This is a genomic window from Mucilaginibacter arboris (assembly GCF_009754915.1).
Classification (GTDB): domain Bacteria; phylum Bacteroidota; class Bacteroidia; order Sphingobacteriales; family Sphingobacteriaceae; genus Mucilaginibacter_A; species Mucilaginibacter_A arboris.
In genome coordinates this window covers 36,530-59,958 of the sequence record NZ_WPIK01000019.1, presented here as the reverse complement: position 1 = coordinate 59,958, position 23,429 = coordinate 36,530, and the positions used below count along the sequence as shown (strand labels likewise).

27 protein-coding genes are annotated in these 23,429 nt (G+C 38.0%); 10 read left to right on the top strand and 17 right to left on the bottom strand.

Translation table 11 applies throughout. The features are described from left to right. From GO621_RS19155 to GO621_RS16920, 4 genes are all read right to left on the bottom strand, one after another. Positions 1-214 (bottom strand): hypothetical protein (locus GO621_RS19155; protein ID WP_232335691.1); only part of this gene is annotated, 214 nt, incomplete at its 3' end. A gap of 224 nt (positions 215-438) precedes the next feature. After that, the gene (locus GO621_RS16930; protein ID WP_157569234.1) at positions 439-1,575 is read right to left on the bottom strand and encodes an AI-2E family transporter; all 1,137 of its coding nucleotides are present in this window, start codon (positions 1,573-1,575) and stop codon (positions 439-441) included. A gap of 153 nt (positions 1,576-1,728) precedes the next feature. Continuing rightward, the gene (locus GO621_RS16925; protein ID WP_198170294.1) at positions 1,729-3,297 is read right to left on the bottom strand and encodes an alpha-amylase family protein; all 1,569 of its coding nucleotides are present in this window, start codon (positions 3,295-3,297) and stop codon (positions 1,729-1,731) included. A 339-nt stretch (positions 3,298-3,636) separates the two neighbouring features. Next, positions 3,637-5,097, bottom strand: coding sequence for an NADP-dependent isocitrate dehydrogenase (locus GO621_RS16920; protein WP_157569230.1), 1,461 nt, complete (start codon positions 5,095-5,097; stop codon positions 3,637-3,639). A 111-nt stretch (positions 5,098-5,208) separates the two neighbouring features. Between GO621_RS16920 and GO621_RS16915 the strand changes: the two genes are divergently transcribed. Together GO621_RS16915 and purE are read left to right on the top strand one after the other, a co-directional pair. Continuing rightward, positions 5,209-6,348, top strand: coding sequence for a 5-(carboxyamino)imidazole ribonucleotide synthase (locus GO621_RS16915; protein WP_157569228.1), 1,140 nt, complete (start codon positions 5,209-5,211; stop codon positions 6,346-6,348). 99 nt (positions 6,349-6,447) lie between these two features. Continuing rightward, positions 6,448-6,972, top strand: a complete 525-nt coding sequence (gene purE / locus GO621_RS16910; RefSeq protein WP_157569226.1) for a 5-(carboxyamino)imidazole ribonucleotide mutase — start codon at positions 6,448-6,450, stop codon at positions 6,970-6,972. 66 nt (positions 6,973-7,038) lie between these two features. On the opposite strand, the gene panB is transcribed toward purE, so the two are convergent. Further along, on the bottom strand, positions 7,039-7,854 hold the full coding sequence (gene panB / locus GO621_RS16905; RefSeq protein WP_157569224.1) for a 3-methyl-2-oxobutanoate hydroxymethyltransferase: 816 nt from the start codon (positions 7,852-7,854) through the stop codon (positions 7,039-7,041). Then, positions 7,832-8,008 carry a hypothetical protein gene (locus GO621_RS16900; RefSeq protein WP_157569222.1) on the bottom strand — a complete coding sequence of 59 codons (177 nt, stop codon included), beginning with the start codon at positions 8,006-8,008 and terminating at the stop codon, positions 7,832-7,834. Before GO621_RS16900 ends, panB begins: the two co-directional genes overlap by 23 nt. Positions 8,009-8,062: 54 nt before the next feature. Between GO621_RS16900 and carA the strand changes: the two genes are divergently transcribed. Both carA and GO621_RS16890 read left to right on the top strand, forming a co-directional pair. Continuing rightward, a complete protein-coding gene (carA, locus tag GO621_RS16895) occupies positions 8,063-9,175 on the top strand; it encodes a glutamine-hydrolyzing carbamoyl-phosphate synthase small subunit (protein WP_157569220.1) in 1,113 nt (370 codons plus the stop codon). A 187-nt stretch (positions 9,176-9,362) separates the two neighbouring features. Beyond that, complete coding sequence (locus GO621_RS16890) at positions 9,363-9,605, top strand: hypothetical protein (RefSeq protein ID WP_157569211.1); 243 nt, start codon at positions 9,363-9,365, stop codon at positions 9,603-9,605. Between the two features lie 961 nt (positions 9,606-10,566). On the opposite strand, the gene GO621_RS16885 is transcribed toward GO621_RS16890, so the two are convergent. Next, complete coding sequence (locus GO621_RS16885; protein WP_157569209.1) at positions 10,567-10,902, bottom strand: type II toxin-antitoxin system RelE/ParE family toxin; 336 nt, start codon at positions 10,900-10,902, stop codon at positions 10,567-10,569. After that, on the bottom strand, positions 10,892-11,110 hold the full coding sequence (locus tag GO621_RS16880; protein ID WP_157569207.1) for a hypothetical protein: 219 nt from the start codon (positions 11,108-11,110) through the stop codon (positions 10,892-10,894). The genes GO621_RS16885 and GO621_RS16880 overlap by 11 nt, the downstream gene beginning before the upstream one ends. A gap of 63 nt (positions 11,111-11,173) precedes the next feature. On the opposite strand from GO621_RS16880, the gene GO621_RS19445 reads away from it, so the two are divergent. After that, positions 11,174-11,479, top strand: a complete 306-nt coding sequence (locus GO621_RS19445) for a PIN domain-containing protein (RefSeq protein WP_394350192.1) — start codon at positions 11,174-11,176, stop codon at positions 11,477-11,479. Positions 11,480-11,743: 264 nt separating this feature from the next. On the opposite strand, the gene GO621_RS16875 is transcribed toward GO621_RS19445, so the two are convergent. Both GO621_RS16875 and GO621_RS16870 read right to left on the bottom strand, forming a co-directional pair. Further along, positions 11,744-12,268 (bottom strand): 2'-5' RNA ligase family protein, encoded by a 525-nt coding sequence (locus GO621_RS16875; protein WP_157569205.1) that lies wholly within the window; start codon positions 12,266-12,268, stop codon positions 11,744-11,746. Positions 12,269-12,274: 6 nt separating this feature from the next. After that, positions 12,275-12,754, bottom strand: a complete 480-nt coding sequence (locus tag GO621_RS16870; RefSeq protein ID WP_157569203.1) for an inorganic diphosphatase — start codon at positions 12,752-12,754, stop codon at positions 12,275-12,277. A 957-nt stretch (positions 12,755-13,711) separates the two neighbouring features. Between GO621_RS16870 and GO621_RS16865 the strand changes: the two genes are divergently transcribed. Next, positions 13,712-14,095: a GreA/GreB family elongation factor gene (locus tag GO621_RS16865; RefSeq protein WP_157569201.1), complete on the top strand. Its 384-nt coding sequence runs from the start codon at positions 13,712-13,714 to the stop codon at positions 14,093-14,095. 115 nt (positions 14,096-14,210) lie between these two features. Beyond that, positions 14,211-14,429 (top strand): hypothetical protein, encoded by a 219-nt coding sequence (locus GO621_RS16860; RefSeq protein WP_157569199.1) that lies wholly within the window; start codon positions 14,211-14,213, stop codon positions 14,427-14,429. Positions 14,430-14,530: 101 nt separating this feature from the next. Here GO621_RS16860 and GO621_RS18940 read toward each other — a convergent pair whose 3' ends face one another. From GO621_RS18940 to GO621_RS16830, 7 genes are all read right to left on the bottom strand, one after another. Next, positions 14,531-14,836 carry a GNAT family N-acetyltransferase gene (locus tag GO621_RS18940; protein WP_232335693.1) on the bottom strand — a complete coding sequence of 102 codons (306 nt, stop codon included), beginning with the start codon at positions 14,834-14,836 and terminating at the stop codon, positions 14,531-14,533. A gap of 70 nt (positions 14,837-14,906) precedes the next feature. After that, positions 14,907-15,140 (bottom strand): GNAT family N-acetyltransferase, encoded by a 234-nt coding sequence (locus GO621_RS18935; protein ID WP_198170293.1) that lies wholly within the window; start codon positions 15,138-15,140, stop codon positions 14,907-14,909. Positions 15,141-15,604: 464 nt separating this feature from the next. Beyond that, positions 15,605-16,564 (bottom strand): glycoside hydrolase family 5 protein, encoded by a 960-nt coding sequence (locus GO621_RS16850; protein ID WP_157569197.1) that lies wholly within the window; start codon positions 16,562-16,564, stop codon positions 15,605-15,607. Between the two features lie 72 nt (positions 16,565-16,636). Continuing rightward, positions 16,637-17,401 carry an alpha/beta fold hydrolase gene (locus GO621_RS16845; RefSeq protein WP_157569195.1) on the bottom strand — a complete coding sequence of 255 codons (765 nt, stop codon included), beginning with the start codon at positions 17,399-17,401 and terminating at the stop codon, positions 16,637-16,639. A gap of 58 nt (positions 17,402-17,459) precedes the next feature. Beyond that, complete coding sequence (locus tag GO621_RS16840; protein WP_157569193.1) at positions 17,460-18,182, bottom strand: hypothetical protein; 723 nt, start codon at positions 18,180-18,182, stop codon at positions 17,460-17,462. A 135-nt stretch (positions 18,183-18,317) separates the two neighbouring features. Further along, a complete protein-coding gene (locus tag GO621_RS16835; protein WP_157569191.1) occupies positions 18,318-19,181 on the bottom strand; it encodes an SDR family oxidoreductase in 864 nt (287 codons plus the stop codon). A 169-nt stretch (positions 19,182-19,350) separates the two neighbouring features. Further along, entirely contained in the window at positions 19,351-20,571 is a 1,221-nt protein-coding gene (locus GO621_RS16830; RefSeq protein ID WP_157569189.1) for an ABC transporter permease, read from the bottom strand. Between the two features lie 218 nt (positions 20,572-20,789). Here GO621_RS16830 and GO621_RS16825 point away from each other — a divergent pair, with 218 nt between their 5' ends. The 3 genes from GO621_RS16825 (at position 20,790) to GO621_RS16815 (ending at position 23,424) form a co-directional block, all read left to right on the top strand. Next, positions 20,790-21,959, top strand: a complete 1,170-nt coding sequence (locus GO621_RS16825; protein WP_232335692.1) for an exo-beta-N-acetylmuramidase NamZ family protein — start codon at positions 20,790-20,792, stop codon at positions 21,957-21,959. Between the two features lie 8 nt (positions 21,960-21,967). Continuing rightward, positions 21,968-22,897 carry a methionyl-tRNA formyltransferase gene (fmt, locus tag GO621_RS16820; protein ID WP_157569185.1) on the top strand — a complete coding sequence of 310 codons (930 nt, stop codon included), beginning with the start codon at positions 21,968-21,970 and terminating at the stop codon, positions 22,895-22,897. Between the two features lie 107 nt (positions 22,898-23,004). Beyond that, complete coding sequence (locus tag GO621_RS16815) at positions 23,005-23,424, top strand: hypothetical protein (protein ID WP_157569183.1); 420 nt, start codon at positions 23,005-23,007, stop codon at positions 23,422-23,424. The last annotated feature ends 5 nt before the right edge of the window (positions 23,425-23,429 follow it).

The window sequence follows — 23,429 nt, the reverse complement described above, 5'->3', positions numbered from 1 at the left end:
ATTGCTGCACAACTTCAATTTCAAAATTAATTTTAAGCGTGTCTGCTTCTGTAAATACAACATTCCTTCCATTTGTTTTTTTAACTCTACCTGTAAAATCAATCGTCTGATTTTTTAGATTTTTATAAAAACGATTGTAATTTTTTGAAAAATTCTTTTTATGAACGATGAGTGTTAATACTTCTTTCGTATTACTTCGATCACTAAGTTCCAACGACAATGTATGAGATTTTGAATTAGATTTGATATTATGAACGTATCCTTTAATCGAAATTGTTTTTCCAATAAACTTTCCAGCCTTAGAAGGCTTAATTGGTTTTTTTGTATTAATAGACTTATAAGCAAAAAAGACAGAATTAAAAAAACAGGTTTCATCTCTAATATTTTCTCTGAATTGTTCTATTTACAAATCGCAACTTTTTATTTATTCCAAACAACTTAGCTTTCTAACGTCTTGGCTTCAGTTTTTGAAGCAATTTCCTCTTCCTCCACAAAAACCTTGGTTTCAATTTCCTTTTCCGGGATAATTTCATCACCCAATAATAATCCCCAGGGTTGTAAACTTTCGACCCGGTCAAAAATAATTTTCAGGATGGCAATGGTTGGAATTGATAAAAACATGCCCGGAATCCCCCACAACATTTCACCCAAAATAACACCGAGAATGGTAATCAAAGCATTGATGCGAACCTGTGAACCAACAATCATCGGCAGCAAAATGTTACTATCAATCAAATGAATGATAACGATGGTTACAATCACTAAAAGAATTTTGCTTATGGCGGCTGTGGTGCTTAAAGTAATCAGCACATTTATAAGCAAAGCTGTTGCAATGCCAATATAAGGGATAACGTTAAAAAGCCCGGTAATTAGCCCAAGCAATAAAGCATACCGAACGCCGCCAATTAAAAAAACAGTACAGCAAATGGTAGAAATAACCATCATTTCGAGTAATAAACCGGTAATATATTTACTGACCATGTATTTAATGCGTTCTACTACTTCGTAAACAGCTATGGCATTTTCCTTTTTAAAAATCGCGATTAAAAATTGCAGCAGCAGTTTTCGGTAAAAAAGCAGAAAGAAGGTATCAATAACAACAAAAACCCAGAAAATCAGAACGGAAGATGCCGTGAGCACAGTAACACTAATGGCATCACCACTGTTCGTATCAGAAATTTTGCTGGTTGCACTATGCACAATATTCATTTGTCGACGTGCAGTTATATGGAAGTTGGTCTTGATCCAATCTACCAAGTGGTAATACGAACTGGTTAATTGCGATTGAAGCTGAGGCCAGTCATCCAGCAAATCGGCAATTTGCGAAGCCACCAGGTATAAAACCAGCGCAACAATTGCCAGCATTAATAAAACAGCGCCCATAGAAGCTGCGCTGCGGTGCAGCTTCCATTTTTCTTCGAGGTACTTGCCAACCGGAAGCAGTAACAGGGAGAACAGCATGGCAAAAACCAGCGGACAAAGAATAAACTTCCCTTCAATAATTAAAAACCCTAAGGCAATCAGCGTAATTAAGGCAAAGGCCCATTTGGCATCAGGAGGTACAATTTTATTCAATAGCACAACGGTTTTAGGGTTAATATTTCAATTTTTGCTGTATAAAGGTACAATCTTATTTTTTGTTAAATTCAACGAATCAGTATCTTGCTTTTAATGCTGCCAATATTTTTACCTGCTAAAAGAAGCATCAGTCAAGATATATTTTCGGCGCTAATTCAAACGGTACCATTTAAAGCTATAACCATTTAAAGCCGTTTTAAATTTACCGTTTATCGTGCTATTCGTGTTATTTTCCAGCAGATCGGTTAGTTTTTTGGGCGATAAAGAAAGCATTGCTTGCTCACTTTTATTGCTGAAATTATGTAAGGTGATTAATGTTTTTCCAAGATAATTATATTGAATAGCCAGGATTTCAGGCGAACCGGAAGGAATAATTTCCCATTCTCCAAAACTAAATTCGGGGCAGGTTTTTCTTATTTTTATCAGTTTTGCCATCCAGTTGTATAATGATTTTGGCTCTTTTTGCTCTGTTGCCACATTAACCAAGTGGTAATTGTATTCACCCTGACTAATTACCGGACGGAAAGGTTTTGCTGCATTTGTAAACCCTGCATTTTTTTCATCCGACCATTGCATTGGCGTTCTTACGGACAAGCGTTCTTTTAAGTTTAAATCATCTCCCATTCCAATTTCATCGCCATAACGCATGACAGGTGTTCCCGGCAAAGAAAACAACAGGCTGTACGCCATTTTTAATTGTAAAGAGTTATGCAACATCGTAGTGAGCCGCCGCCTGATTCCTCTGTTATATAACTGCATGTTTTTTTGCGGACCCATTTTTTGATAAACCTGCTCGCGTTGTGCATTGCTTAACCGGCCCAAATCTACTTCATCGTGGTTCCGCAAAAAATTTGCCCATTGAGAGGCAGGCGGAATATTATCGGTTTCTTGTAAAGCTTTTTTATACTCATCTAACTTACCGGTTGCTAAAGCATAAAAAAGGTGCTGGTTAGCAAAAAAGTTAAACAGCATTTGCATGCGTTCCCCTTTTTTACCAAAATAATCCTGGTTTTCCTTTGGCAGCACATTGGCTTCACCCAATAAAAAAGCATCTGGTTTTTGTGCTTGTACATAGTGGCGCATCTGGGTGATGAAATCAAAATCGTGGCCCAGGTTTTTTGCTCCCGGCCGCATTTCTTCAATAATAAAAGGCACGGCGTCCAAACGAAAACCATCCATTCCCTGCTTCAGCCAGTAACCTAAAATATGATATGCTTCTGCTTTAACCATAGGGTTATCGTAGTTTAAATCGGGCTGAAACTTGTAAAAACGGTGATAGTAATATTCATTCAATTTGGGGTCTAAGGACCATATTTCTTTTTGGACCCCCGGAAAAACCATGCCTTTGTTATAATCTTTCGGACGGGTTTTCGTCCAAACATACCAGAAATGATATTTGGAAGTATCGCTGTTTTCGGCTTGCTGAAACCATTGATGCTGGTTGGAGGTATGATTAAGCACCATATCCATAATTACCCGAACATGGTGTGCTTTTGCCTGCTGCATAAATTCGTCAAAATCTTTTTTTGTGCCGCATTTTGGGTCGATGCCAAAAAAATTGGTGATGTCGTAACCATCATCTAAAAGCGGAGAAGGCTGAAAAGGCGAAAGCCAGATTATCTCAACGCCTAAATTTTTTAAATAATCCAGCTTAGAAGTTAATCCTTTAAAATCCCCGTAACCATCACCATTGCTATCCTTAAAAGTACGTACATCCAAATTATAGATGATGCTGTTTTTATACCATAAATTCTTATTGTTCGGCGGGTTATTTTGGGAGAAAGCTGACGTTAAGACAAGAAAAAAAAGCAATAAAAAGAGGCAAACGTTTTTCATAAAGTATCAGCGTGAAGAGAAACATCATAACAACCCTTGCAATTTCCTGTTTTTGATATTGGGAAACAGGAATGAAATAATTTTATGCCGATAAAAGAAGCATGACTATTCCTGCTGATAAACACTGGAACGAAGGGGAACAAGCAAGTGGTGATCAACAAAAAAAGCATCCGGCTAATTAAAACTGAATGCTTCTTTTATGGCATAAAAATCGGTATCGAACTATTGTCCCTGTGCCAGCGAGTAACCTGGCTTGCCGCCAAATTTTTTCAGAAACTCAACAGAACAAACATTAATCACCTCAGAAATATTAGCTGCCAGATTAAAAATATCTTTCGCGTTGATTTCCTGTCCTTCGTTTTTCTCAAAACGAAAGCGTGATTGATTAGTCAATTCAGTAAAAACAGAACCTGTTGGCCATATTTGTGTACCGCGGTTAGAAATCATCACCAGTTTAAACTGATTGTTTAGCTTGCTTTGTGCCAGTTCTGCTAATTGTTTTGGCTGCAATACAGTTTCAACAAAAATATCGGCGCCCATAATTTCTTCGGAGATGCCCGGTTCCGTTTCGGTAACTTTATTTCGGGTTGGTTTTTCGCCTGCTTTGGTTGCCTTTTCAAAATTGGCCTGTAATGCTGCGCTTCCTTTTTCCGGCGCTTTGCCCAGGTTAGCAATAATGGCATTTGCAAAATCAGTAGTATTGCTGGAAGGCGTATTTTTATCGCCAAAGTCACCGGTATGTACGCCTTGCTCTAAGGTATATAACAGCGCATTTTCTATGGTTGCGGCATTTTCTGTTAAACCTAAATAACGCAGCATGGCTACGCCGGATAACAATAAAGCAGTTGGATTAGCAATATTACGGCCTGCAATATCCGGCGCAGTTCCGTGAACGGCTTCAAAAATCGAAATAAAATCACCAATGTTAGCAGAAGGTGCAAAACCTAAACCGCCAACCAAACCGGCACACAGATCAGAAACAATATCGCCTTGTAAATTGGTCAATACAATAGCTTCAAAAGTTTCCGGCCGGCTAACCAGTTTCATGCACAAATCATCAACAATAATATCGGTAGCTTGTATTTCCGGGTAACTTTTAGCAATCTCATAAAATGTTTCCAGGAACATACCATCCGTTAGCTTCATGATATTGGCTTTATGTCCGCAGGCTAATTTGGTATAACCTTTTCGCTTTGCCATTTCAAAAGCATACTTAATTACCTGTTCTGAGCCGGGGCGTGTAATAATACGGCGGGCAACAGCAACATCATTGGTAAGCAAATGCTCGATACCGCCATAAGTATCTTCCAGGTTTTCGCGGATGATAGTTAAATTGATATTTACGCCTGCCCTTGAAAACACTGTATTTACACCGTTTAATGTCCTGAAATCGCGTTGGTTGGCATAAGTGTTCCAAACTTTTCGTGCAGTAACATTAATACTTTTTACACCTTTACCTTTTGGTGTTTCCATCGGGCCTTTAAATAAAAGCCCCAGGTTTTCAATGGTTTCTTTAGCTCGGGCAGTCATGCCGGTGGAGTGGCCTGCATCAAAATAAGATTTTCCCATCTCCACAAATTCATAATCCAACTGCACACCGCTGGCTTTAAAAATGTTAAGAACGGCATCCATAATTTCCGGTCCTATTCCATCCCCTTTGGCAACTGCTACTTTGGTTTTCATTAACATTAAATCTGGTAAGGCGGCAAATATACAGCTAACTACTGCAAATTGCCTGTTACAAGCAAATTGGTTCGTCTAATTCGTATTTTTGCCTTAAACTTGCAACAGCACATGAAAGCATTTTACGGAGATTTAAAGCTTGGCATTTTAGGCGGCGGACAGTTAGGGCGAATGCTGATCCAGCAAGCCATTAATTACAATGTAACGGTTAAAGTGCTTGACCCCGACCGCAACGCGCCATGTAAAAAGCTGTGCGACGAGTTTGTAGTAGGTTCTTTAAGCGATTACGAAACTGTTTACAATTTTGGCAAACAAGCAGATTTGCTGACGATTGAGATTGAAAAAGTAAACGTAGATGCGCTGGCACAATTAGAAAAAGAAGGCGTACTGGTTTACCCGCAATCGCGTATTATCCGGCTCATCCAGGACAAAGGCCTGCAAAAACAGTTTTTTAAAGAGAACGATATTCCAACTGCTGCTTTTAAGATCATTTCGTCTGTGGAGGAACTAAAAGAAAAACATTTTCATTACCCTTACATTCAGAAATTAAGAAAAGATGGTTACGACGGACGTGGCGTTTACAAGGTTTGGGATGAATCGTATCTGGAAAATGCTTTTACAGAACCCAGCGTAATTGAAGAATTGATTGATTTTGAAAAAGAGATTGCCGTAATCGTAGCCAGAAATGCACTTGGCGAAGTAAAAACTTTTCCGATGGTAGAAATGGAGTTTAACCCGGAAGCAAATTTAGTGGAGTTCCTGATTTCGCCGTCGCTGTTAAACTTTGAAATTCATGAAAGGGCAGAACACATTGCCATCCAGATTGCAGAAAAACTGAATATTGTTGGTTTACTTGCGGTAGAAATGTTTCTGGACAAACACGGAAACATATTGGTTAACGAATTAGCACCGCGTACGCACAACAGCGGCCATCAAACCATAGAAGGCAATGTGGTTTCTCAATTTGAGCAGCATTTACGCGCTATTTTTAATCAGCCACTGGGCAATACCGCTTGCCTGAATAATGCAGTAATGGTTAACATTTTGGGTGAAGAAGGACACGAAGGGCCAGCTGTTTATCAAAATCTGGAAGAAATTTTAAAACTGGAAGGCGTTTACGTCCATCTTTATGGCAAAGCTTTAACTAAACCGATGCGTAAAATGGGACATGTAACGGCAATAGATGCCGATCGGGAGAAAGCGATTGAAAAAGCACGGTATGTGCAGAAGACTTTAAAGGTGGTGAGTTAAGTTTGTTCAGAGTTTATAGTTGATAGAAGCTACTATAAATATTCTCTGACCATTATTGTTGAACTTGTAATCTTGGCCATAAACTATTAATTACAGCCTATGAACCAAACACAAAATACTATTAAAGTAGCCATCATTATGGGCAGCAAATCAGATTTGCCAGTCATGCAGGATGCTGCCGATGTTTTACAAGAATTAGGCGTAGCATTTGAAATAACTGTAGTTTCAGCACATCGCACGCCTGAACGCATGTTTAGTTATGCCAAATCTGCTGCCGACCGTGGTTTAAAAGTGATCATTGCCGGTGCTGGCGGTGCCGCACATTTGCCCGGGATGGTAGCTTCACTTACGCATTTGCCGGTAATTGGTGTACCGGTTAAATCCGGTAATTCTATTGATGGCTGGGATTCTGTGTTATCAATCCTGCAAATGCCAAATGGTATTCCTGTCGCAACCGTTGCTTTAAATGCAGCCAAAAACGCTGGAATTTTAGCTGCACAGATCTTAGCTGTTGGAGATGAATATCTCGTTCAAAACCTCATTCAATATAAAAACCAACTGGCGAAAAAAGTAGAAGATGCTGCCGCTGAAATGAAAAAAGAAGGTTTCCCTTCTGATTTTTAGGTGATAAAAAAAGCATTCCTCTTGGCATTCAGATGTTAGGAGGAATGGCAGCAGGGCGAAAAAAAATCAATACTGCTCCTTCTCTCCCGGGAAATCTTTCGACTTTACATCTTGAATATAAGCTTTTACTGCGCCGCTCATCTCTTCAAACAGGTTAGCATACTGGCGTAAAAAGCGTGGTTTAAACCCTTTGTTCATGCCCAACATATCGTGGATTACCAAAACCTGTCCGTCGCAATTGCCACCTGCACCAATGCCAATGGTTGGAATAGCAAGACTTTCGGTTACTTCCTGTGCTAATTTTGCGGGTATTTTTTCCAGTACCACACCAAAACAACCTAATTCCTGCAAAGCCAACGCATCTGATTTTAGTTTCATCGCTTCTGTTTCTTCCTTTGCCCTAACCGTATAAGTTCCAAATTTGTAAATGGATTGCGGCGTTAAACCTAAATGTCCCATCACCGGGATCCCAGCCGCCAGAATACGGGTAACCGATTCTGCAATTTCCGTTCCGCCTTCCATTTTTACAGCGTGCGCTCCGGCTTCTTTCATAATCCGGATAGCAGAATTCAGCGCTTCTTTAGAGTTTCCCTGGTAAGAACCAAAAGGCAAATCTACCACCACCAGCGCTTTTTTAGCTGCACGAACAACAGACGAAGCGTGATAAACCATCTGATCAAGCGTTATGGGCAAGGTAGTTTCGTGACCGGCCATTACGTTGGAAGCCGAATCGCCAACCAGCATCACATCAATTCCGGCATCTTCTACAATCGTTGCCATCGAAAAATCGTATGCGGTAAGCATAGAAATCTTCTCACCGCGCTGCTTCATTTCCTGCAAAGTATTGGTGGTTATTCTCTTAACTTCTTTGTTTACAGACATCTTGTAATCTTTTAAGCTGTATTTTTAAAACTGTAAATGTAGAATAACCGTTTGTAAAATCATTAAATTCTGTTTCTAAAAATCCGGCAGAAAAACTACCTTTGTCCCCTGTGAATTCAGAAGCTATTTTTTCATTTTTTCGTGCCTGCTTCACCCTTGTTTTTCCTTTGGGGAATACTTCTTTTATCCACCTTTTTTTTGATAAGACATGACTAACTTCACCAAACTTCCGGCAGTTTTATTACTGGCCGACGGTACTGTTTACCATGGAAAAGCTGCCGGAAAAATCGGTACAACGGTAGGCGAAATTTGCTTTAATACCGGCATGACGGGTTACCAGGAAATTTTTACCGACCCTTCCTACTTCGGGCAAATTATGGTTACCACCAATGCGCATATCGGCAATTATGGTATCCATCATGATGAAACAGAATCCGGGCAGATCCAGATTGCAGGCCTGGTTTGCAAGAACTACAACATCCAGTACAGCCGCAAAGAGGCTGATTTATCTATCCAGGATTACTTCCAGGAACAAAATATCGTTTCTATTTCTGATATTGATACCCGTGAACTGGTGCGCCATATCCGCGATAAAGGCGCCATGAATGCCATTATTTCTTCGGAAATTTTAGATTTGGATGCATTAAAAGCAAAGCTTAACGAAGTTCCTTCTATGGAAGGACTTGAACTTTCATCTCAGGTTTCTACTAATGAAACTTATGATATTGGTGATGAAAATTCTAAATACCGGGTTGCCGTTTTAGATTTGGGTGTGAAGAAAAACATCCTGCGTAATTTTTCTGAGCGTGGTGTTTTTGCACGTGTTTTTCCTTCTTATACTACATTTGAAGAAATGCAGGAATTTGCTCCCGATGGTTACTTTATTTCCAACGGTCCCGGCGATCCTGCTGCAATGGATTATGCAATCAATACAGTAAAAAATATTTTAGAGGCTGATAAACCAATGTTTGGTATTTGTTTGGGCCATCAATTACTGGCTTTAGCAAATGATATTCCAACACAGAAAATGTTTAACGGACATCGCGGCATCAATCATCCGGTTAAAAATATTATTAAAAACCATTGCGAAGTTACTTCACAAAATCATGGTTTTGGTGTGGTACAAGATGCTGTAAGAAACTCTGACAAAGTAGAAATTACGCACATCAACCTGAATGATAATTCGATTGAAGGTATTCGTGTAAAAGGTAAAAAAGCTTTTTCTGTTCAGTATCACCCGGAAGCTTCTCCTGGCCCACATGATTCAAGGTATTTGTTTGATGATTTTGTGGAGATGATTGGGAAAAAGTCAGAAAGTTAGGAAGACGGGAAATCCGAAAGTTAGAATTAGATATAATCAGGCTGCTTGTAAAAAGGCGGCCTTTTTATTGATGCTGTTTTTATCGGATAAAAGTTTATTTCAAGTAAAGCGAAAGAAGTTAGCTTCTACATTTTTTATTTCTTGCGTGAAGAAAAATCTGTAACTTTAATTACACAGATCAAACAGAATGACTTTTACAGACAAACACTTGATTGAAACTTATACCGATTTGTTTAAAGGCTTAAGTTCACTAAATAAAATTGAGTTAATTGAAAGCCTTTCAAAATTATTAAAAAACGATAACGACACTGTTGAAAGCAGGTTTTATAATTCTTTTGGTGCATTTTCATCTCAAAAATCAGCAGAAGAACTCATCATCGCTGATATCAAAGCAAACACGAATTTCAAGAGTAAGGAAATTGAATTTTAATGGGTATTGCTTGATATAAGTATTTGTATTTTCTTTCTACGTAGAAAATTAAAATACAAATAGAAAGGCTACCTGAAAAGATTGTCTTTTTATTGATGCCGTTTTTTTGGGATAAAAGTTTAAAGATTTAAAATCTGAAACTCGAAAGACCGGAGTACAAATCCGGACTAGCAGGAGGTATTATCTTCGTCCTGAATTTATTTAAAGAAAAAGCTAAATAAAAAGATACAATTTGACTTATAATGCTATTTGACTTTTCAGTAAAGTTGAGGTGATTGACTTATAGGATACTCCAAGTAAAAGGAACATTATCCAAATAAAGAAACTTGTTGAAAATAAAGCAGTATTTACTTTTAAATAAGCCGCATTAATAAAGTCATTACTATATTTTAAGTAAACGGTGCATGTGGAATTTAGCATCAATAACATCCAAAAGTTTATTGATGTTAAATTTTTTCCTTTAATGAGCAATTGGTAAATCTGAAGTAAGCTCAATGAGCAAACAACAAGAATCAGTAAGCGGATAATGAAGTTGTCATTCTTGAATAGTGTGTCGCTCAAAAAAAATGATTTATGAAAAATAATTGACCAAACAGTCAGCAGAAACTCTAACATTAAGAGTGTTGCAAAAATGGAATAAAAAGTAACGATTGCTTTTTTCATTGTAAACGTTTTTTTAAAATTAGAAAATTATTATAGTCTAATAAAATAATTAATTTAAAAGGTTGTTTAGCATTTTAAACGGTTCGGAAATATGGCGCACAACGGAAAAGGCTTGGCAAAGAACTGGAATTTGAAACACGTCAGACCAAACCAAAGTTAAATTTATATTCAAATGTTGATGCTTCTTTTACCAACTAAATTTTGTTCCTTCTGCCGGAACTAAAGCAAAATAGCAAAATAAAAGTTGATGTTTATTCCATCAGCCAGTTTTTTGCCAAACCCATATTGTGCGTTCGCCTTATTGGTCAGCATTTAGGTCTTCTATAATCGCTTTTATGGTTTTGTCATCAACAGTATCAAATTCTGATTTGTCATAAATGGTCAGTAAATAAACTTCTTTATTATCTGTCACTATATAAGTTATCACACGGGCACCACCGCTTTTACCTTTGCCCTTACTTTTGATAACAATGCGGATTTTGAAAATGTCACTTCCTAAAGCAGTACCCTTGTCCGGTTCTTTTTCGAGTATGGAATTTAATTCCGCAAGTTCTTGATTAAGAGATGGAAACTTTTTAACAAGTCGTTTTGCTTCACGTTTAAACTTGTCACTTGGAATAACACTAAAGCTCATCTAAAAACTCGTTTAGAGTTTGCTTATGTTCTTTAGTCTTTTTAAGGATAGCAATTTGTTCAAAAGTTTCCTTCAAGTCTGACTTTAATTTTAAAGCCTGTTCATATTTTTTTAGCTTATTAAGCACCTTTTCCCATTCAGTCAATGATAGCTGCACTGCTTGTGTCTTACCATTTATATCATTTACATATTGAAGTGCAATTTTCATATGTCAAATTTAAGAAGTTTTTGTTGGACAGCGAACTGTCGGCAGGTGGTGTACAACTGATTTATTTCTGAAATTACAGTTGTAGAACTTTGCTACGGTGCCGAGAACAGCACAAATCCTTCGATAGCACACCAAGCTGTTGATAATTTTGTAAATGGCCTAACCATCATTCCAATATTTGGGGCGATAACTCTTTATGCAAAAGAAAAGGTAAGGTTAAAAAATATTGGAAAACCGATGCACAATGAATTTGATTTGCTAATTGGCGTAACAGCAATTGAAAACAAACTGATATTGGTAACTGATAATGTTAGAGATTTTGAACGTTCAGACGGAATAATAATTGAGAATTGTTTTGTAAGAAAGTAACGGAATAACAAAATTTGAATAAGCATACAGAATTTGATTTATTTACGAAAGGTTGCCTGTAAAAGGCGGCCTTTTTGTTGATGCTGTTTTTATCGGATAAAAAGTTTAGATTGGATTAGAAATCCGAAGTTCAAAGGACGAGGATTGCAAATCCCGACCAGTAGATGATGGGAAAGAAGCCTGAAAGTTAGGCAAACAGGGAATCCGAAAGCCTGTAAGATAAATACTTTAAATTTAGGCTGCGTTTAATAAATGCAGCCTTTTTTATTGGTTCAAAACCTGATCGTCAAAATTTAAAGTTTCTATTTTTTGCCACGGCCCGCCCAAATATTCCCAAATTGTTAACCCTAAACCTTGTATTTCAAAAGGTTTAAAATCTTTGCTCAACTCTTGTTGTAACCCAACTGCCTTTTGCCTGTCAACTTTATTTTGAACAGTTATATGTGGCCATAAGGTTTGCTGATCTTGCGGTGTAAGCCATTCCTGCCATTGTTGTTGCAGGTTTTTATGCATTATTAGCAACGCTTCACTTTGCAACTTAAAAGCTACACCGGCGCCGATGCTTACTACTTGCATAACTTGTAAAACCATTGGGTTTTGCCGGAGAGATACTGTTTTTACCACCTCTAAAATTGCAGGTTCATTTGGTGGCAGATGATGAAACAAAGTTAAATGTGCATCTAAATAATTACGCTCTGCAGGAAAATGTTTTTTTCTTAATTCTGTAAAATAAGCGGCAGCGTCATCATTAATTTTTAAGGTTAGGATAACCGGGTTTTCTGATAACATTTACCGCTAATCTTCAAACTCAATCATGTCAAAAGCTTCCTGCGCTTTGATCCTTCCTAAAGGTTCAAATTTTTTACCGGCCTGCTCGTTGTAGTTTTTAAAGAAATTTTCAACCTGATTGATAATTCCTTCTGGCAAATGTTCCACATCATCTACTTCTTTAAACAATTGCGAAACTTCCGGTACGGCTAAAAACCGGTCGTTTCTAACCGTTTCACCGTTTTCTTCGGTTTGATTAGCTTTGATTGAACCAATTATCCTGCAATCCATAGAACAACCGGGAAAAGTTGGAATTTCAGAAATCACAACAACATCTAACGGATCACCATCTTCGCCTTTGGTATTTGGTATAAAACCAAAATCGAAAGGAAAAACCAAGCCTGCAGGTAAAACCTTTTTTAACTTAAAAAACTTTGTTTCTGGCTCAAAGTCATATTTATGGCCTTGCCCTTTCGGGCTCTCAATAATTACAGTTATAGGTTTCATAGTTGTAATACAACTTAACAATAAAACTTTTGTTTAACTGGTAAGCAATTAAACACTTGTCTAAATCAAAAAACTTATGATGCTTATTTTACATAACTTTTAATTTAAAGATCGAAGTTGTTTAAACTTTTTTCTGGCCCTCTTTTTTGGGGCCGATGCTTCCTTTATCACCTAAAAATGCTGGCCATTAAATTTTGATTTTTTAGGTTGATGCTTCTTTTATCACCTAAAAAATGTTAACCATTGTTTTTTTGATCGATTAAATGTAAACACCAATTTTACTCGGTAAATCACTAAAGACCTATAAGGTTTTGAAAACCTTATAGGTCCAGTTAGTGATTAAATACAAACACCAATTTTACTCTGTAAAAGAAGCATGGGCACCAAACCTAGGCATCCCGGGAGGATCAAATTTAATTGGTACCAAAAAGTTTAAACAACCTCATCAATCAGACATCAATTTTTACCGATAAAAGAAGCATTGTATTTCTTATGATAAAAATTTAAACAGGCCCTAACAAATAAAATATTTGGTTTAACAGAAGTTAAATCGTACTTTTAACAAATGGCCATCCAAAACGGCCTGCTAATAATGGGAAGGTTAAGTTTAATTTATGCTGATACAATACGTTGCCTTGCATTACGCTTGCAGGTAGCCTATTTTTCATGCAGTAACCTTGATCGTTTAAATTTCCCCATAGGTTATTCATTTCAAATGAGCAGTAAGGACTTTATTAAGTAAGCCCCTTCCTGCAGAAGGTTGGGGCCTTTCGGTCAATCTTTCTTACTGTCATATTCAAAAATCTTCAATTTAAATGATTGCAGGTGTAAGAACAAGGATTTTATAATCAGTGATAAAAATTGATTACACCTTTACTTACAATGCGCACATGACGTTGTATTAAAGAAACCGCACCACATTAACCGTTTTTTTTTTTTATTATTTAAACAAATTTCATGGAAGCGATTCAATTAAGCCTGTCAAAAGGCATTTACGGACTATTAAAGAACCATTTAAAATTCAATACCAACCTATCGGATTACAATAAAAAGAAACTTGAAAAGGAGCTCAAATCTGCCAAAGTATTGCCCAATAAAAGCCTGCCTTTGGATGTAGTGTCCATTAATACAACGGTACAGGTAAGGGATATGGAAACCAAAGCGGTACTTACCTTTGACCTGGTAGCACCTATTGAAGCAAAAATATCAAGCAAAAAAATATCGGTCCTTTCTCCCATAGGTGTTGCTTTGTTAGGATATTATGTTGGAAACGAAGTGATCTGGGAAATGCCTGAAGGTTTAAAAACCTATAAAATAGAAAAGGTATCAGAAATCAAATAAATATCCATACAAACAGGTGATGGCTTTAACTGTCACCTGTTCATTGTGCCGGGTTGAGGTTTTTATGGGCTTGTCAACCCTCAAATTTTTGTTAGACCACTTAATATTTAAGATCATGAGAATTATTTGCCCGGAGCATGGCGGAATAATCCGCGTAGCAGGAAAGCATTTAGCTAATATTGAGAAATTACGGATCACGAACATGGTAGTAGAATGTCCGGTTTGTGAAGATGAAGTGATAATTAACGGCGTTTTTAATTTTGACCATGAAGGAAAGCCGCACATGTTAAAAACAAAAGTTACGTCTTTCTTAAACAAGCACCCTGTTGCTTAAACGCAACCAGAGTGCTTGTTTTTCAATCCGTAGGGTTTAAGTTCCCTACGGATTTTTTTTATCAGGCAGAGATAAAAGCAAGTCCCGGCTTTAAATTCAACCTATTTTACCCTGATTTTAGCTGCCAGTGCTTCTTTTACCGTACCAAACCATTCGTCTTTTAAAATACTTAAAATAATACTGTCTCGCCGTTTTCCATCGTGCGTAGGTGCATGGCTTCGAAGTACGCCTTCTACCGTGCAACCGATACTTTGCATGGCGGCAATGCTTCTTTTATTGTTGTTATCTGCCCGAAACTCTACCCTTTCCACTCCAATTTTTTCAAAGGCAAATTGCAGCAGTAAAAACTTGCAGTGCTTGTTTAAACCTGTACCCTGAAAAGCTTTTCCGTACCAGGTGTAACCCAGTTGCAGCGTCTATTTATGCAATTGTATATCGTAAAAGCGTGTGCTTCCGGCATATTTTTTCTGGCGCTTATCAAAACACAATAAACGGATATTCTTTTTCTGCTTCCCGCGCAGCCAATGTAGCATCGATATAATTTTTTAAGTTTTCTGCACCTGCTGTTGGAACTAAAGAATATTTCCATATCTCTTGTTCATTTAAAGCAAAAGGAAGAAGGTTTTCATAATCGCTTTCTTTTACTGGACGAAGCTTTACAAAATCATCTTCTAACACGTAATCGGCAGAAAAATTAAAAGGTTGGGGCATTGTTGTTTTAGTTGATTGAAGATGTTACATAAAGTAGATTTTTTTAATACTTTCTAAATAAACATAACTTCTGCCAGGCATTTAAAATTTTGGGATTTCCGTAACATCAGTATAAGTTCCCGGAGAAGCATATTATCCACTGCTTGGTATAACAACATAGTCAAAAGCGACAGAATCTAAATTTGGATTCAACGTGTGCACATGAAGTAAAAAATATCACAATAAACAGAAGTTTTTGAAAACGGAGCACTTTTAATATTCCAACATTCATCTCGCCAAATTTTTAGAAATAATACGTGTATATTGATGAATTAGTTAAAAGTAAACGTACACTCTCTCCTGATACTTCTTTTATCACCTAAAAATTAGCATCCAAGTTTGGATAACCAATTAAATAAGTAACATGCAACAAAAGGAAAATCAGCTTGTAAAAATCATGCCGAAACAATTTCGGCATAATTATGCTATTGGGCTCCATTATACTTTCGCAAAAACGTCCTTGTTTTAATACCAGATTCTTTCAGATCACTTTCCTTCCAGTTACCGGTTGGGTTGGCATCTTTTGTCAACACAGAGCAGGTTTCATCTTTATTAGAAACCGACCACGTAATCCAACTGATTTTGTGGCTTTCTGCCCAATCGATCCAGACTAGCCATTCCGGCATATTTAACGGTCCGTCGCCTGATGCGTCCATTCCTGCCGATTCTGAAATAAATATTGGTAAGCCTTTTTTCAAAGCATAATCGCAACGGTCGCGCAGCCATTGTTTGTGTGTTGCAGCGTAAAAATGACAAGTGTACATCACATTGCTAACACCGGTTAAAGGATCGTCGGCAGCAATATTTACATCCTGGTCCCAATGTGTAGTCGGAATTAAAATGATGTTATCCGGATCAATAGCCCGGATAGTTGAAACGATTTCCTGCGCATAAGCTTTTACTTCCGGCCATTTTTCATCATCTGGCTCGTTAAAAATCTCATAGATAACATTTGGCTTGGCCCCATATTTTTTAGCCATTTCAGTAAAAAAAGTTTTAGCTTCTTTTAAATGAATATTGTGGCTGTGAAAATCGATCAGCACATAAATTCCTTCTTTAATAGCAGCATCTACTACTTTTTCGATGATTGCTTTAGAGCCTTCCGGGTCCTGGATATATCCTTTTGCCGGGTCAACGCCCATTGCCGCGCGCAAAACAGTACAGTCCCAATCCTGGTGCAGCCACTTTACCGTTCCGGCATTATAAAATTGCGGCCAGAAATTGTGCCAGCCATAACTCATTCCGCGTAAAACAACCGGCTGTCCGTGTTCATCCTGCAATTGCGTTCCTACCACTTGCAACTTTCCATGAACTTTAACAGGTTGTGCTTTGATCAGCAAACTTGCAATTGCAAGCAATACTGTAAATAAAATCTTCGTTTTCATCAATCGAAATTATCAATCTCTTATTTTAAACCCTTGTATCATTTCAGCAAACTCTAATCATTTTATGCTGATTTATTCTTTGATGATTGCCAGCTTAATTTGTTCTGCCAGCCATTCCGGCGCTTCCATCGGAATTAAATGCCCTACTCCTTTTGTTGTAATTAATTTGGCATCCGGCAAATGCGGCATGGTTTCTTTCAAAGTACTTTCAAAACTAATTGCAGGGTCGTCTTCGGAAGCCAAAACCGTAATTGGCAAAAACAAATGGGCAGCATCGTCGGCTATTGAATGGTTCACGCCTTCCGTTAACCACCAATTCCAGGTATTCTGGTCTGTTTCCAAATTATTCTTAATTACCAGCTCGTATTGTTCTTGCGTTAATCGTTTTAAGGTGTTTTTTCTTGCTGTTGTTTCTGCTTCTATTTGGTTGGGATGATGCAGCATCCGTTGCAATTCCTCATCCGAAATATGTTCTACTGTTGGCGGGGAAGGCGCCACTAAAATCAATTGTTTTACTGCAAAGTTTGGTTCATTGGTTGCAACATCAACCGCAATTTTTCCGGCCATGGAATGTCCGATCAAAACATAAGATTCAATATTAAGCGATTCTAATTTTTCCCTGATAAAAGAAGTATAATTAGCAATAGAAGGTTCTGGCAAAGCTGGTTCTCCGCCAAAGCCAGGCAAATTTAGCGCAATGCAATTAAAGTCGTTCTGTAAAAGTGCCATTACCCCTAACCAACTTTGCGCAGATCCTCCAAAATAATGTAAGAAAACAAGTGTTTCTTTTAAGTCGTCGTTTTCCTGGTTGATTGTATTGATATTTGTAGTAGTCATGTAAATACTTTTGTTAAAACTTAAATTCCAACAGAAGCATTTAAAAATTGTGTTGCTGCTATTTCGTTCTCTTTTCCAGCACAACAATGCGTTCTTCAAACTGAATTTTTAATTCCTGAATTAATGCCCGTATATCTTTTCGGCTTTCAAATAACTTATAGATAGCAGAAGTTTTAATTTCTTGCAGTAAGTGTTGCAGTTTCTGTTTTTTCTGCTGTAAAAACAGCATCAAAGCAGACAAATCATTTATCGTTTTGGGCCGATCAGGAACATAAGTTAAAGCATTTCCGCTGATGATATGCTCGTGCAAACGGTTCAGTTCTTCCAAATCTCCGCTTTTATAAACCTCGTTCAATTTTACGGTTACAGCCGTTGCGCGTTCATTTAATTCATTGTCAGCATCCACAAATTTATCAGGATGGATTTGCACGATGGCTTCTTTATACAATCGTTTTAGTTCCTGCCGGTCATCCGCAGAAACCAAATTTTGTGCGGTAAAAGAAGCATTGCGGGTTTTCAAACTAACTGGTTCCCGGTAGTTTTTGCCGCGCTTTTTCTGTTCTAAGCGTTTTAGTTTTTTTGCCTGTTTTTGATTTTTATATAAAACTGTTAATTCCTGGATCCGGTGGATTTGGGTTGATAAAGCAGATTGAATTTGCAATTGAAAAACGTTTACCTCTGTTTCTAATTCAATCAGTTCCGCTTCCAGCGCAGCAATTTCCCGTTCTAAAACTTTAACCGTTTCATCAGCATAAATATTAGTTTTAGTTGGAAATAACATTTTTTATCGGGTAAAAGAAGCATTTAAATTTGAAGAAAAACTTCTCGAAATAAAGCCTTCAACACAAATTAAACGAATAAAAATGGCCGGAATGTTGTTTCCAGCCATTGTGTTTATTTATAAAACTTTATTGATTTAAGCGTTTACCACTTCGCCACCGTTAACATGAATAATTTGTCCGGTGATGTAAGAAGCATCCTGCGAAGCTAAAAAAACATAAGCAGGTGCAACTTCTGATGGCTGGCCAGCACGGCCAAGCGGCGTTTCTTTACCAAATTGTTCGATCTTTTCCCCTTCAAAAGTGGAAACAATTAAAGGCGTCCAGATTGGTCCCGGCGCTACTCCGTTTACACGTATTTTTTTCTCGGCCAAATTTGTTCCCAACGAACGTGTAAAAGCTGTGATGGCACCTTTTGTGGAAGAATAATCCAGCAGGGTTGGCGAAGAACGGTAAGCTGTAACCGAAGTAGTATTGATGATGCAATCGCCTTCCTGCAAATGTTTCAATGCTTCTTTTGCGAAGTAAAAATGAGCGAAGATGTTGGTTTTAAACGTTTTTTCTAATTGCTCGTTGCTGATGCCTGAAAGGTCTTTTTGCGGATATTGCTGTGCCGCATTATTTACCAGAATATTTAATCTGCCAAAAGCATCAACGGTTTGCTGTACAGCTTTTACACTCGTTTCCGGATCGCTTACATCACCTTTTATCAGCAACGCTTTGCGGCCTTCTGCCTCGATCAGTTTTTTTGTTTCTTCTGCGTCTACATCTTCATCCAGATAAACAATGGCCACATCTGCACCTTCTCGGGCAAAATGAACGGCAATGGCACGGCCAATGCCGCTATCGCCACCTGTAATTAATGCTTTTTTACCTTTTAGTTTGCCCGCGGCTTTATAATTTTCGCTGATATATTCGGGCTTTGGATCCATTTGTGCTTCAATTCCCGGTTGAGATCCCTGCTTTTCTGCTGCTGAAAAATCTGTTGGTTTTTGTTCCATAATAGTAGATTTTGGTTTTCAAAATAAATACAAAAACCTGACCATTTTAATTTCTAATCAATTTTTTATCGCAAAGGCATTTTTATTTTGTACCTGCTGCTGATATTTTCACTGTTTTATGCTGATAAAAGTTGCATTGATAAGTTTCAGTTCCGCAAATTTTTGCTCCTTATTTAAACCGGATTGCTTTAACCGGCGAAATAGAACTTACCAGCATGGAAGGTATCAGAAGTACCAAAACACAAACTACCAATGTGCCGATGTTAAGCAGCAATACATCCATTAAATGGAGTTGGATCGGCACAAAATTCATGTAATACGAAGCCTGGTCGAGCTTGAAAAAGTGTGTGTAGTTTTGAAAATAGCTTATTCCAACCCCAAATAGATTGCCTAATACCAGGCCGGCACCAATTAAATAAAGTGCATTGAGCAGGAACATTTGCTGGATGCTCCAGTTGTTGGCGCCCATTGCTTTAAGTATTCCGATCATGTTGGTCCGTTCCAGGATCATGATCAGCAAGGCAGAGATCATGTTGATTACTGCAACAATCAGCATTAAGACTAAAATAACTTGCGTATTTATATCGAGCAGGCTCAGCCATTCAAAAATAGTCGGGTAGAATTGTTCTACGGTAAATGATTTTAGTTCTATCGGCAAAAAATTGTTTAATGCTGTTTCTGATTGCTCTAAGTGATTAAAATCAGGGATTTGCAGTTCATATCCGCCAACTTCATTCGGCTTCCAGTCGTTTAAACGCCTGATGAGCGAAAGCGAACCGATTACAAAGGTTTTATCTACTTCTTCCACACCAACATTAAAAATACCGACAATTTTAAACTTACGTTTCCGCAAAGGTTGCTGTACAAAATACATCAGGAAATCGTCGCCTACTTTCAGCTTTAAACGGTCTGCTGTAAACTGCGAGATCATGATCTGTTTTTGCGCTTCTACAGAATCTTTAAAATCAAGTACGCGGCCGGAAGACATATTTTTCTTAAAGAAAGACCAGTTGTAGGTTTGGTCAACGCCTTTTAAAACCACGCCTTCAATGGCATCATTTGCTTTGATAATTGCCGGTTTGGTAGCAAAAGCCGAAAGATGCGTAAATGCATTATTGGTAGTGATTTGGCGGAGCAAGGCAGGATCTGCAGTAAAAGGGGAATTTTCGTAAGAAACGTTTAAATCGTACTTAACAATTTGAATATCTCCCGAAAAACCTCTTACTTTTTCCCGGATCTCCTGCTTAAAACCTTTTACAATGGCCAAGCTCAAAATCATGACGCCCAAACCCAGCATGATACCTGTAATGGCAATGCGCACAATCATTTTAGAGAAAGTGCGTTTGCTGCGGAAAGAGATGCGGCCTGCTATAAAGGTAGCTATGTTCAACTGCGGATATTGATTTTTTTGTATCTTGGCAAAGATGCAGTTTTAAGCTGAAACTATACTGATGATACTGAAACGGAGAACGCCGTGAGGTCAGTTTTAGTTTTCAATTTGTTACTGTTTCATAATTTTTACCTGATAAAAGAAGCATTACTGATATAAGTATGAATAGAACAATAATTTTTATGAGAAACAGAAAGCTACTTTTTCTGGTTGTTGGCATGCTTCTTTTACAGGCTAATTTTTGTTGTGCACAAAATCCAACTATACAAACCGGTGCCGATCAAACAGAATTGTACGTACCGCTTTTAAAAGGGAAAAATGTGGGAATGGTGATCAATCAAACTTCTGTAATTGGAACAAGGTTGGTCCCAAGTGTAGACAGTTTGCTGAAACTGGGCATCCGTATAAAAGAAATTTTCGGCCCGGAACATGGCTTTCGCGGCAACGCCAGTAACGGTGCAAAAGTTACCGATGAGATTGATGCAGAAACTGGCATTCCGGTTATTTCCCTTTACGGTCAAAAAAGAAAACCTTCTAAAAAAGACATGGATGCGATTGACATCATGATTTTTGATATTCAGGATGTTGGCTGTCGCTTCTACACAAACATTAATACGCTGGCTGATGTGATGGAAGCTTGTGCCGAGAACGGAAAAGAATTGATCATTTTGGACCGGCCAAACCCAAATGCTTTTGTTGATGGTCCGGTTTTGGATATGAAGTTAAAATCTGGAATTGGCAGGTTTCCGGTTCCAATTACACACGGAATGACGATTGGCGAATTTGCGCAAATGGTTAATGGCGAAGGTTGGCTTCCGGATAAAATGCAGTGCAAAATCAAAGTAATACCTGTAAAAAATTACATGCATGACCTGGATTACGTTTTGCCTGTAAATCCTTCCCCAAATCTCAATACGCAGCAATCGGTTTTACTTTATCCGTCATTATGTTTGTTTGAAGGTACAACAATTAGCCAGGGCCGCGGTACTTACATGCCTTTTACGGTTTTAGGCAGCCCGGATTTGAAAGGGATTTATCCGTTTTCTTTTACACCGGTAAGCATTCCAGGAAAATCTGAAACACCGTTGCATCAGAATGAGGTTTGTTACGGATTGGATTTGAGGAATTACAATACAGTAAAACTGCATAAAAGCGGGCAGATCAATTTAAAATGGATGATGGAATTATATAAAGCCTATCCGTATAAAGAAAAATTCTTTGATATGTCGCAAAGTAAACAGATGGGAAACATTGATAAGCTTGCCGGGACTACTCTTTTTAAGGAACAAATTATGGCAGGCAAAAGTGAAAAAGAAATCCGCCAAAGCTGGGAACCAGAATTAAGCCGTTATAAAGCAATGCGACAGAAATACGTATTGTATAAATAAAATTAGTTATGAAGATCGTTTTTATGGGCACGCCCGAGTTTGCAGTTGCTTCGCTGGATGCTTTAATAAAAGCCGGAATGGATGTAGTAGCAGTGGTTACTGCGCCTGATAAACCGGCAGGACGAGGCCAGCAGGTTTCACAATCAAGCGTAAAACAATATGCGGTACAAAATAATTTAAAAGTGCTTCAGCCTGAAAAATTAAAGAACACAGATTTTTTGCTGGAACTGCAAAAGCTGCAGGCAGATTTACAGGTTGTGGTTGCTTTCCGGATGCTGCCGGAAGTTGTGTGGAGTATGCCGCCAAAAGGAACCATAAACCTGCATGCTTCGCTTCTGCCTGATTATCGTGGTGCCGCGCCAATTAACTGGGCTATAATTAACGGAGAACACCAAACCGGAGTAAGCACCTTTTTTCTGAAACACGAAATTGATACCGGAGATATTATTTTAACAGACAAAACAAGCATTTTAGAAACAGATACAGCCGGCGATGTACATGATAAGCTGATGAAAATTGGTGCAGATTTACTGGTAAAAACAGTACAGGTTATAGCTGACAATAACTTTAAAGAAGTGCCCCAAAGCGAATTAATACAGGTTGAGGAAACTTCTCCTGCATTAAAACATGCACCTAAAATTTTTAAGGATGATTGCCTGGTCAATTGGATACAACCGGTTGAAAAGGTTTATAATTTCATCAGAGGTTTAAGCCCATACCCAACTGCTTTTACCCATTTAAATGATAAAATATTTAAAATATACAAGGCCGAAAAACAAATTACCGAAACTGCAATATCTGCTGGCGGCTTTCTTACAGACCATAAAACCTTTTTAAAATTTGCCTGTACCGATGGTTTTATCCTGGTAAAAGAAGTACAACTGGAAGGCAAAAAAAGGATGAACGTAGAAGAATTTTTGAGAGGCGTAAAATTATAAAACAAAACCTGCAAAGGTTTAATAATTCTATTATTAGGAAAAATAATTAAAAACTGAAATCAACTTGCAATGTTTATATTCATATTAAACCAATAAAATTATTTCTTATGAAAAAGGTAAGTGTGGCAATGATGTTAGCAATGTTTATGTGGGTATTTCAAAGTGCATCGGCACAGACAACCCAAACTGGTTCAACAGGTTCTGGATCAACGGGTTCTGGTACAACAATGGGTACCGGTAGCAACTCAAGCGGAACGCAGTCTGGCAGAACGCACAGAAAAAGTTCTGGTACAAGTAAATCAGGCAAAAGTACGATGAAGAGTGGAAGCTCTCATTCAGGTACTTCCGGTTCAACCATGGGAACAGGTAACACAACCGGAACTTCAGGTACAGGCACAAGTTCTGGTTCAACATCCCGTTCTGGCAGAAGCACAGGAAGAACCGGTACAAGTAACACAACCGGAACTTCAGGTTCAGGTACCGGAGCAGGCTCTGGCACTGGTAGTACTACTCCTCCACGAAAATAATTGTA

What these genes read in the sequence shown, in the direction of transcription:
- GO621_RS16920 (WP_157569230.1), bottom strand. Translation starts at nt 5,097, where the DNA reads ATGAAAACCAAAGTAGCAGTTGCCAAAGGGGATGGAATAGGACCGGAA.
- GO621_RS16915 (WP_157569228.1), top strand. Translation starts at nt 5,209, where the DNA reads ATGAAAGCATTTTACGGAGATTTAAAGCTTGGCATTTTAGGCGGCGGA.
- purE (WP_157569226.1), top strand. Translation starts at nt 6,448, where the DNA reads ATGAACCAAACACAAAATACTATTAAAGTAGCCATCATTATGGGCAGC.
- panB (WP_157569224.1), bottom strand. Translation starts at nt 7,854, where the DNA reads ATGTCTGTAAACAAAGAAGTTAAGAGAATAACCACCAATACTTTGCAG.
- carA (WP_157569220.1), top strand. Translation starts at nt 8,063, where the DNA reads ATGACTAACTTCACCAAACTTCCGGCAGTTTTATTACTGGCCGACGGT.
- GO621_RS16890 (WP_157569211.1), top strand. Translation starts at nt 9,363, where the DNA reads ATGACTTTTACAGACAAACACTTGATTGAAACTTATACCGATTTGTTT.
- GO621_RS16885 (WP_157569209.1), bottom strand. Translation starts at nt 10,902, where the DNA reads ATGAGCTTTAGTGTTATTCCAAGTGACAAGTTTAAACGTGAAGCAAAA.
- GO621_RS16880 (WP_157569207.1), bottom strand. Translation starts at nt 11,110, where the DNA reads ATGAAAATTGCACTTCAATATGTAAATGATATAAATGGTAAGACACAA.
- GO621_RS16875 (WP_157569205.1), bottom strand. Translation starts at nt 12,268, where the DNA reads ATGTTATCAGAAAACCCGGTTATCCTAACCTTAAAAATTAATGATGAC.
- GO621_RS16870 (WP_157569203.1), bottom strand. Translation starts at nt 12,754, where the DNA reads ATGAAACCTATAACTGTAATTATTGAGAGCCCGAAAGGGCAAGGCCAT.
- GO621_RS16865 (WP_157569201.1), top strand. Translation starts at nt 13,712, where the DNA reads ATGGAAGCGATTCAATTAAGCCTGTCAAAAGGCATTTACGGACTATTA.
- GO621_RS16860 (WP_157569199.1), top strand. Translation starts at nt 14,211, where the DNA reads ATGAGAATTATTTGCCCGGAGCATGGCGGAATAATCCGCGTAGCAGGA.
- GO621_RS18935 (WP_198170293.1), bottom strand. Translation starts at nt 15,140, where the DNA reads ATGCCCCAACCTTTTAATTTTTCTGCCGATTACGTGTTAGAAGATGAT.
- GO621_RS16850 (WP_157569197.1), bottom strand. Translation starts at nt 16,564, where the DNA reads ATGAAAACGAAGATTTTATTTACAGTATTGCTTGCAATTGCAAGTTTG.
- GO621_RS16845 (WP_157569195.1), bottom strand. Translation starts at nt 17,401, where the DNA reads ATGACTACTACAAATATCAATACAATCAACCAGGAAAACGACGACTTA.
- GO621_RS16840 (WP_157569193.1), bottom strand. Translation starts at nt 18,182, where the DNA reads ATGTTATTTCCAACTAAAACTAATATTTATGCTGATGAAACGGTTAAA.
- GO621_RS16835 (WP_157569191.1), bottom strand. Translation starts at nt 19,181, where the DNA reads ATGGAACAAAAACCAACAGATTTTTCAGCAGCAGAAAAGCAGGGATCT.
- GO621_RS16825 (WP_232335692.1), top strand. Translation starts at nt 20,790, where the DNA reads ATGCTTCTTTTACAGGCTAATTTTTGTTGTGCACAAAATCCAACTATA.
- fmt (WP_157569185.1), top strand. Translation starts at nt 21,968, where the DNA reads ATGAAGATCGTTTTTATGGGCACGCCCGAGTTTGCAGTTGCTTCGCTG.
- GO621_RS16815 (WP_157569183.1), top strand. Translation starts at nt 23,005, where the DNA reads ATGAAAAAGGTAAGTGTGGCAATGATGTTAGCAATGTTTATGTGGGTA.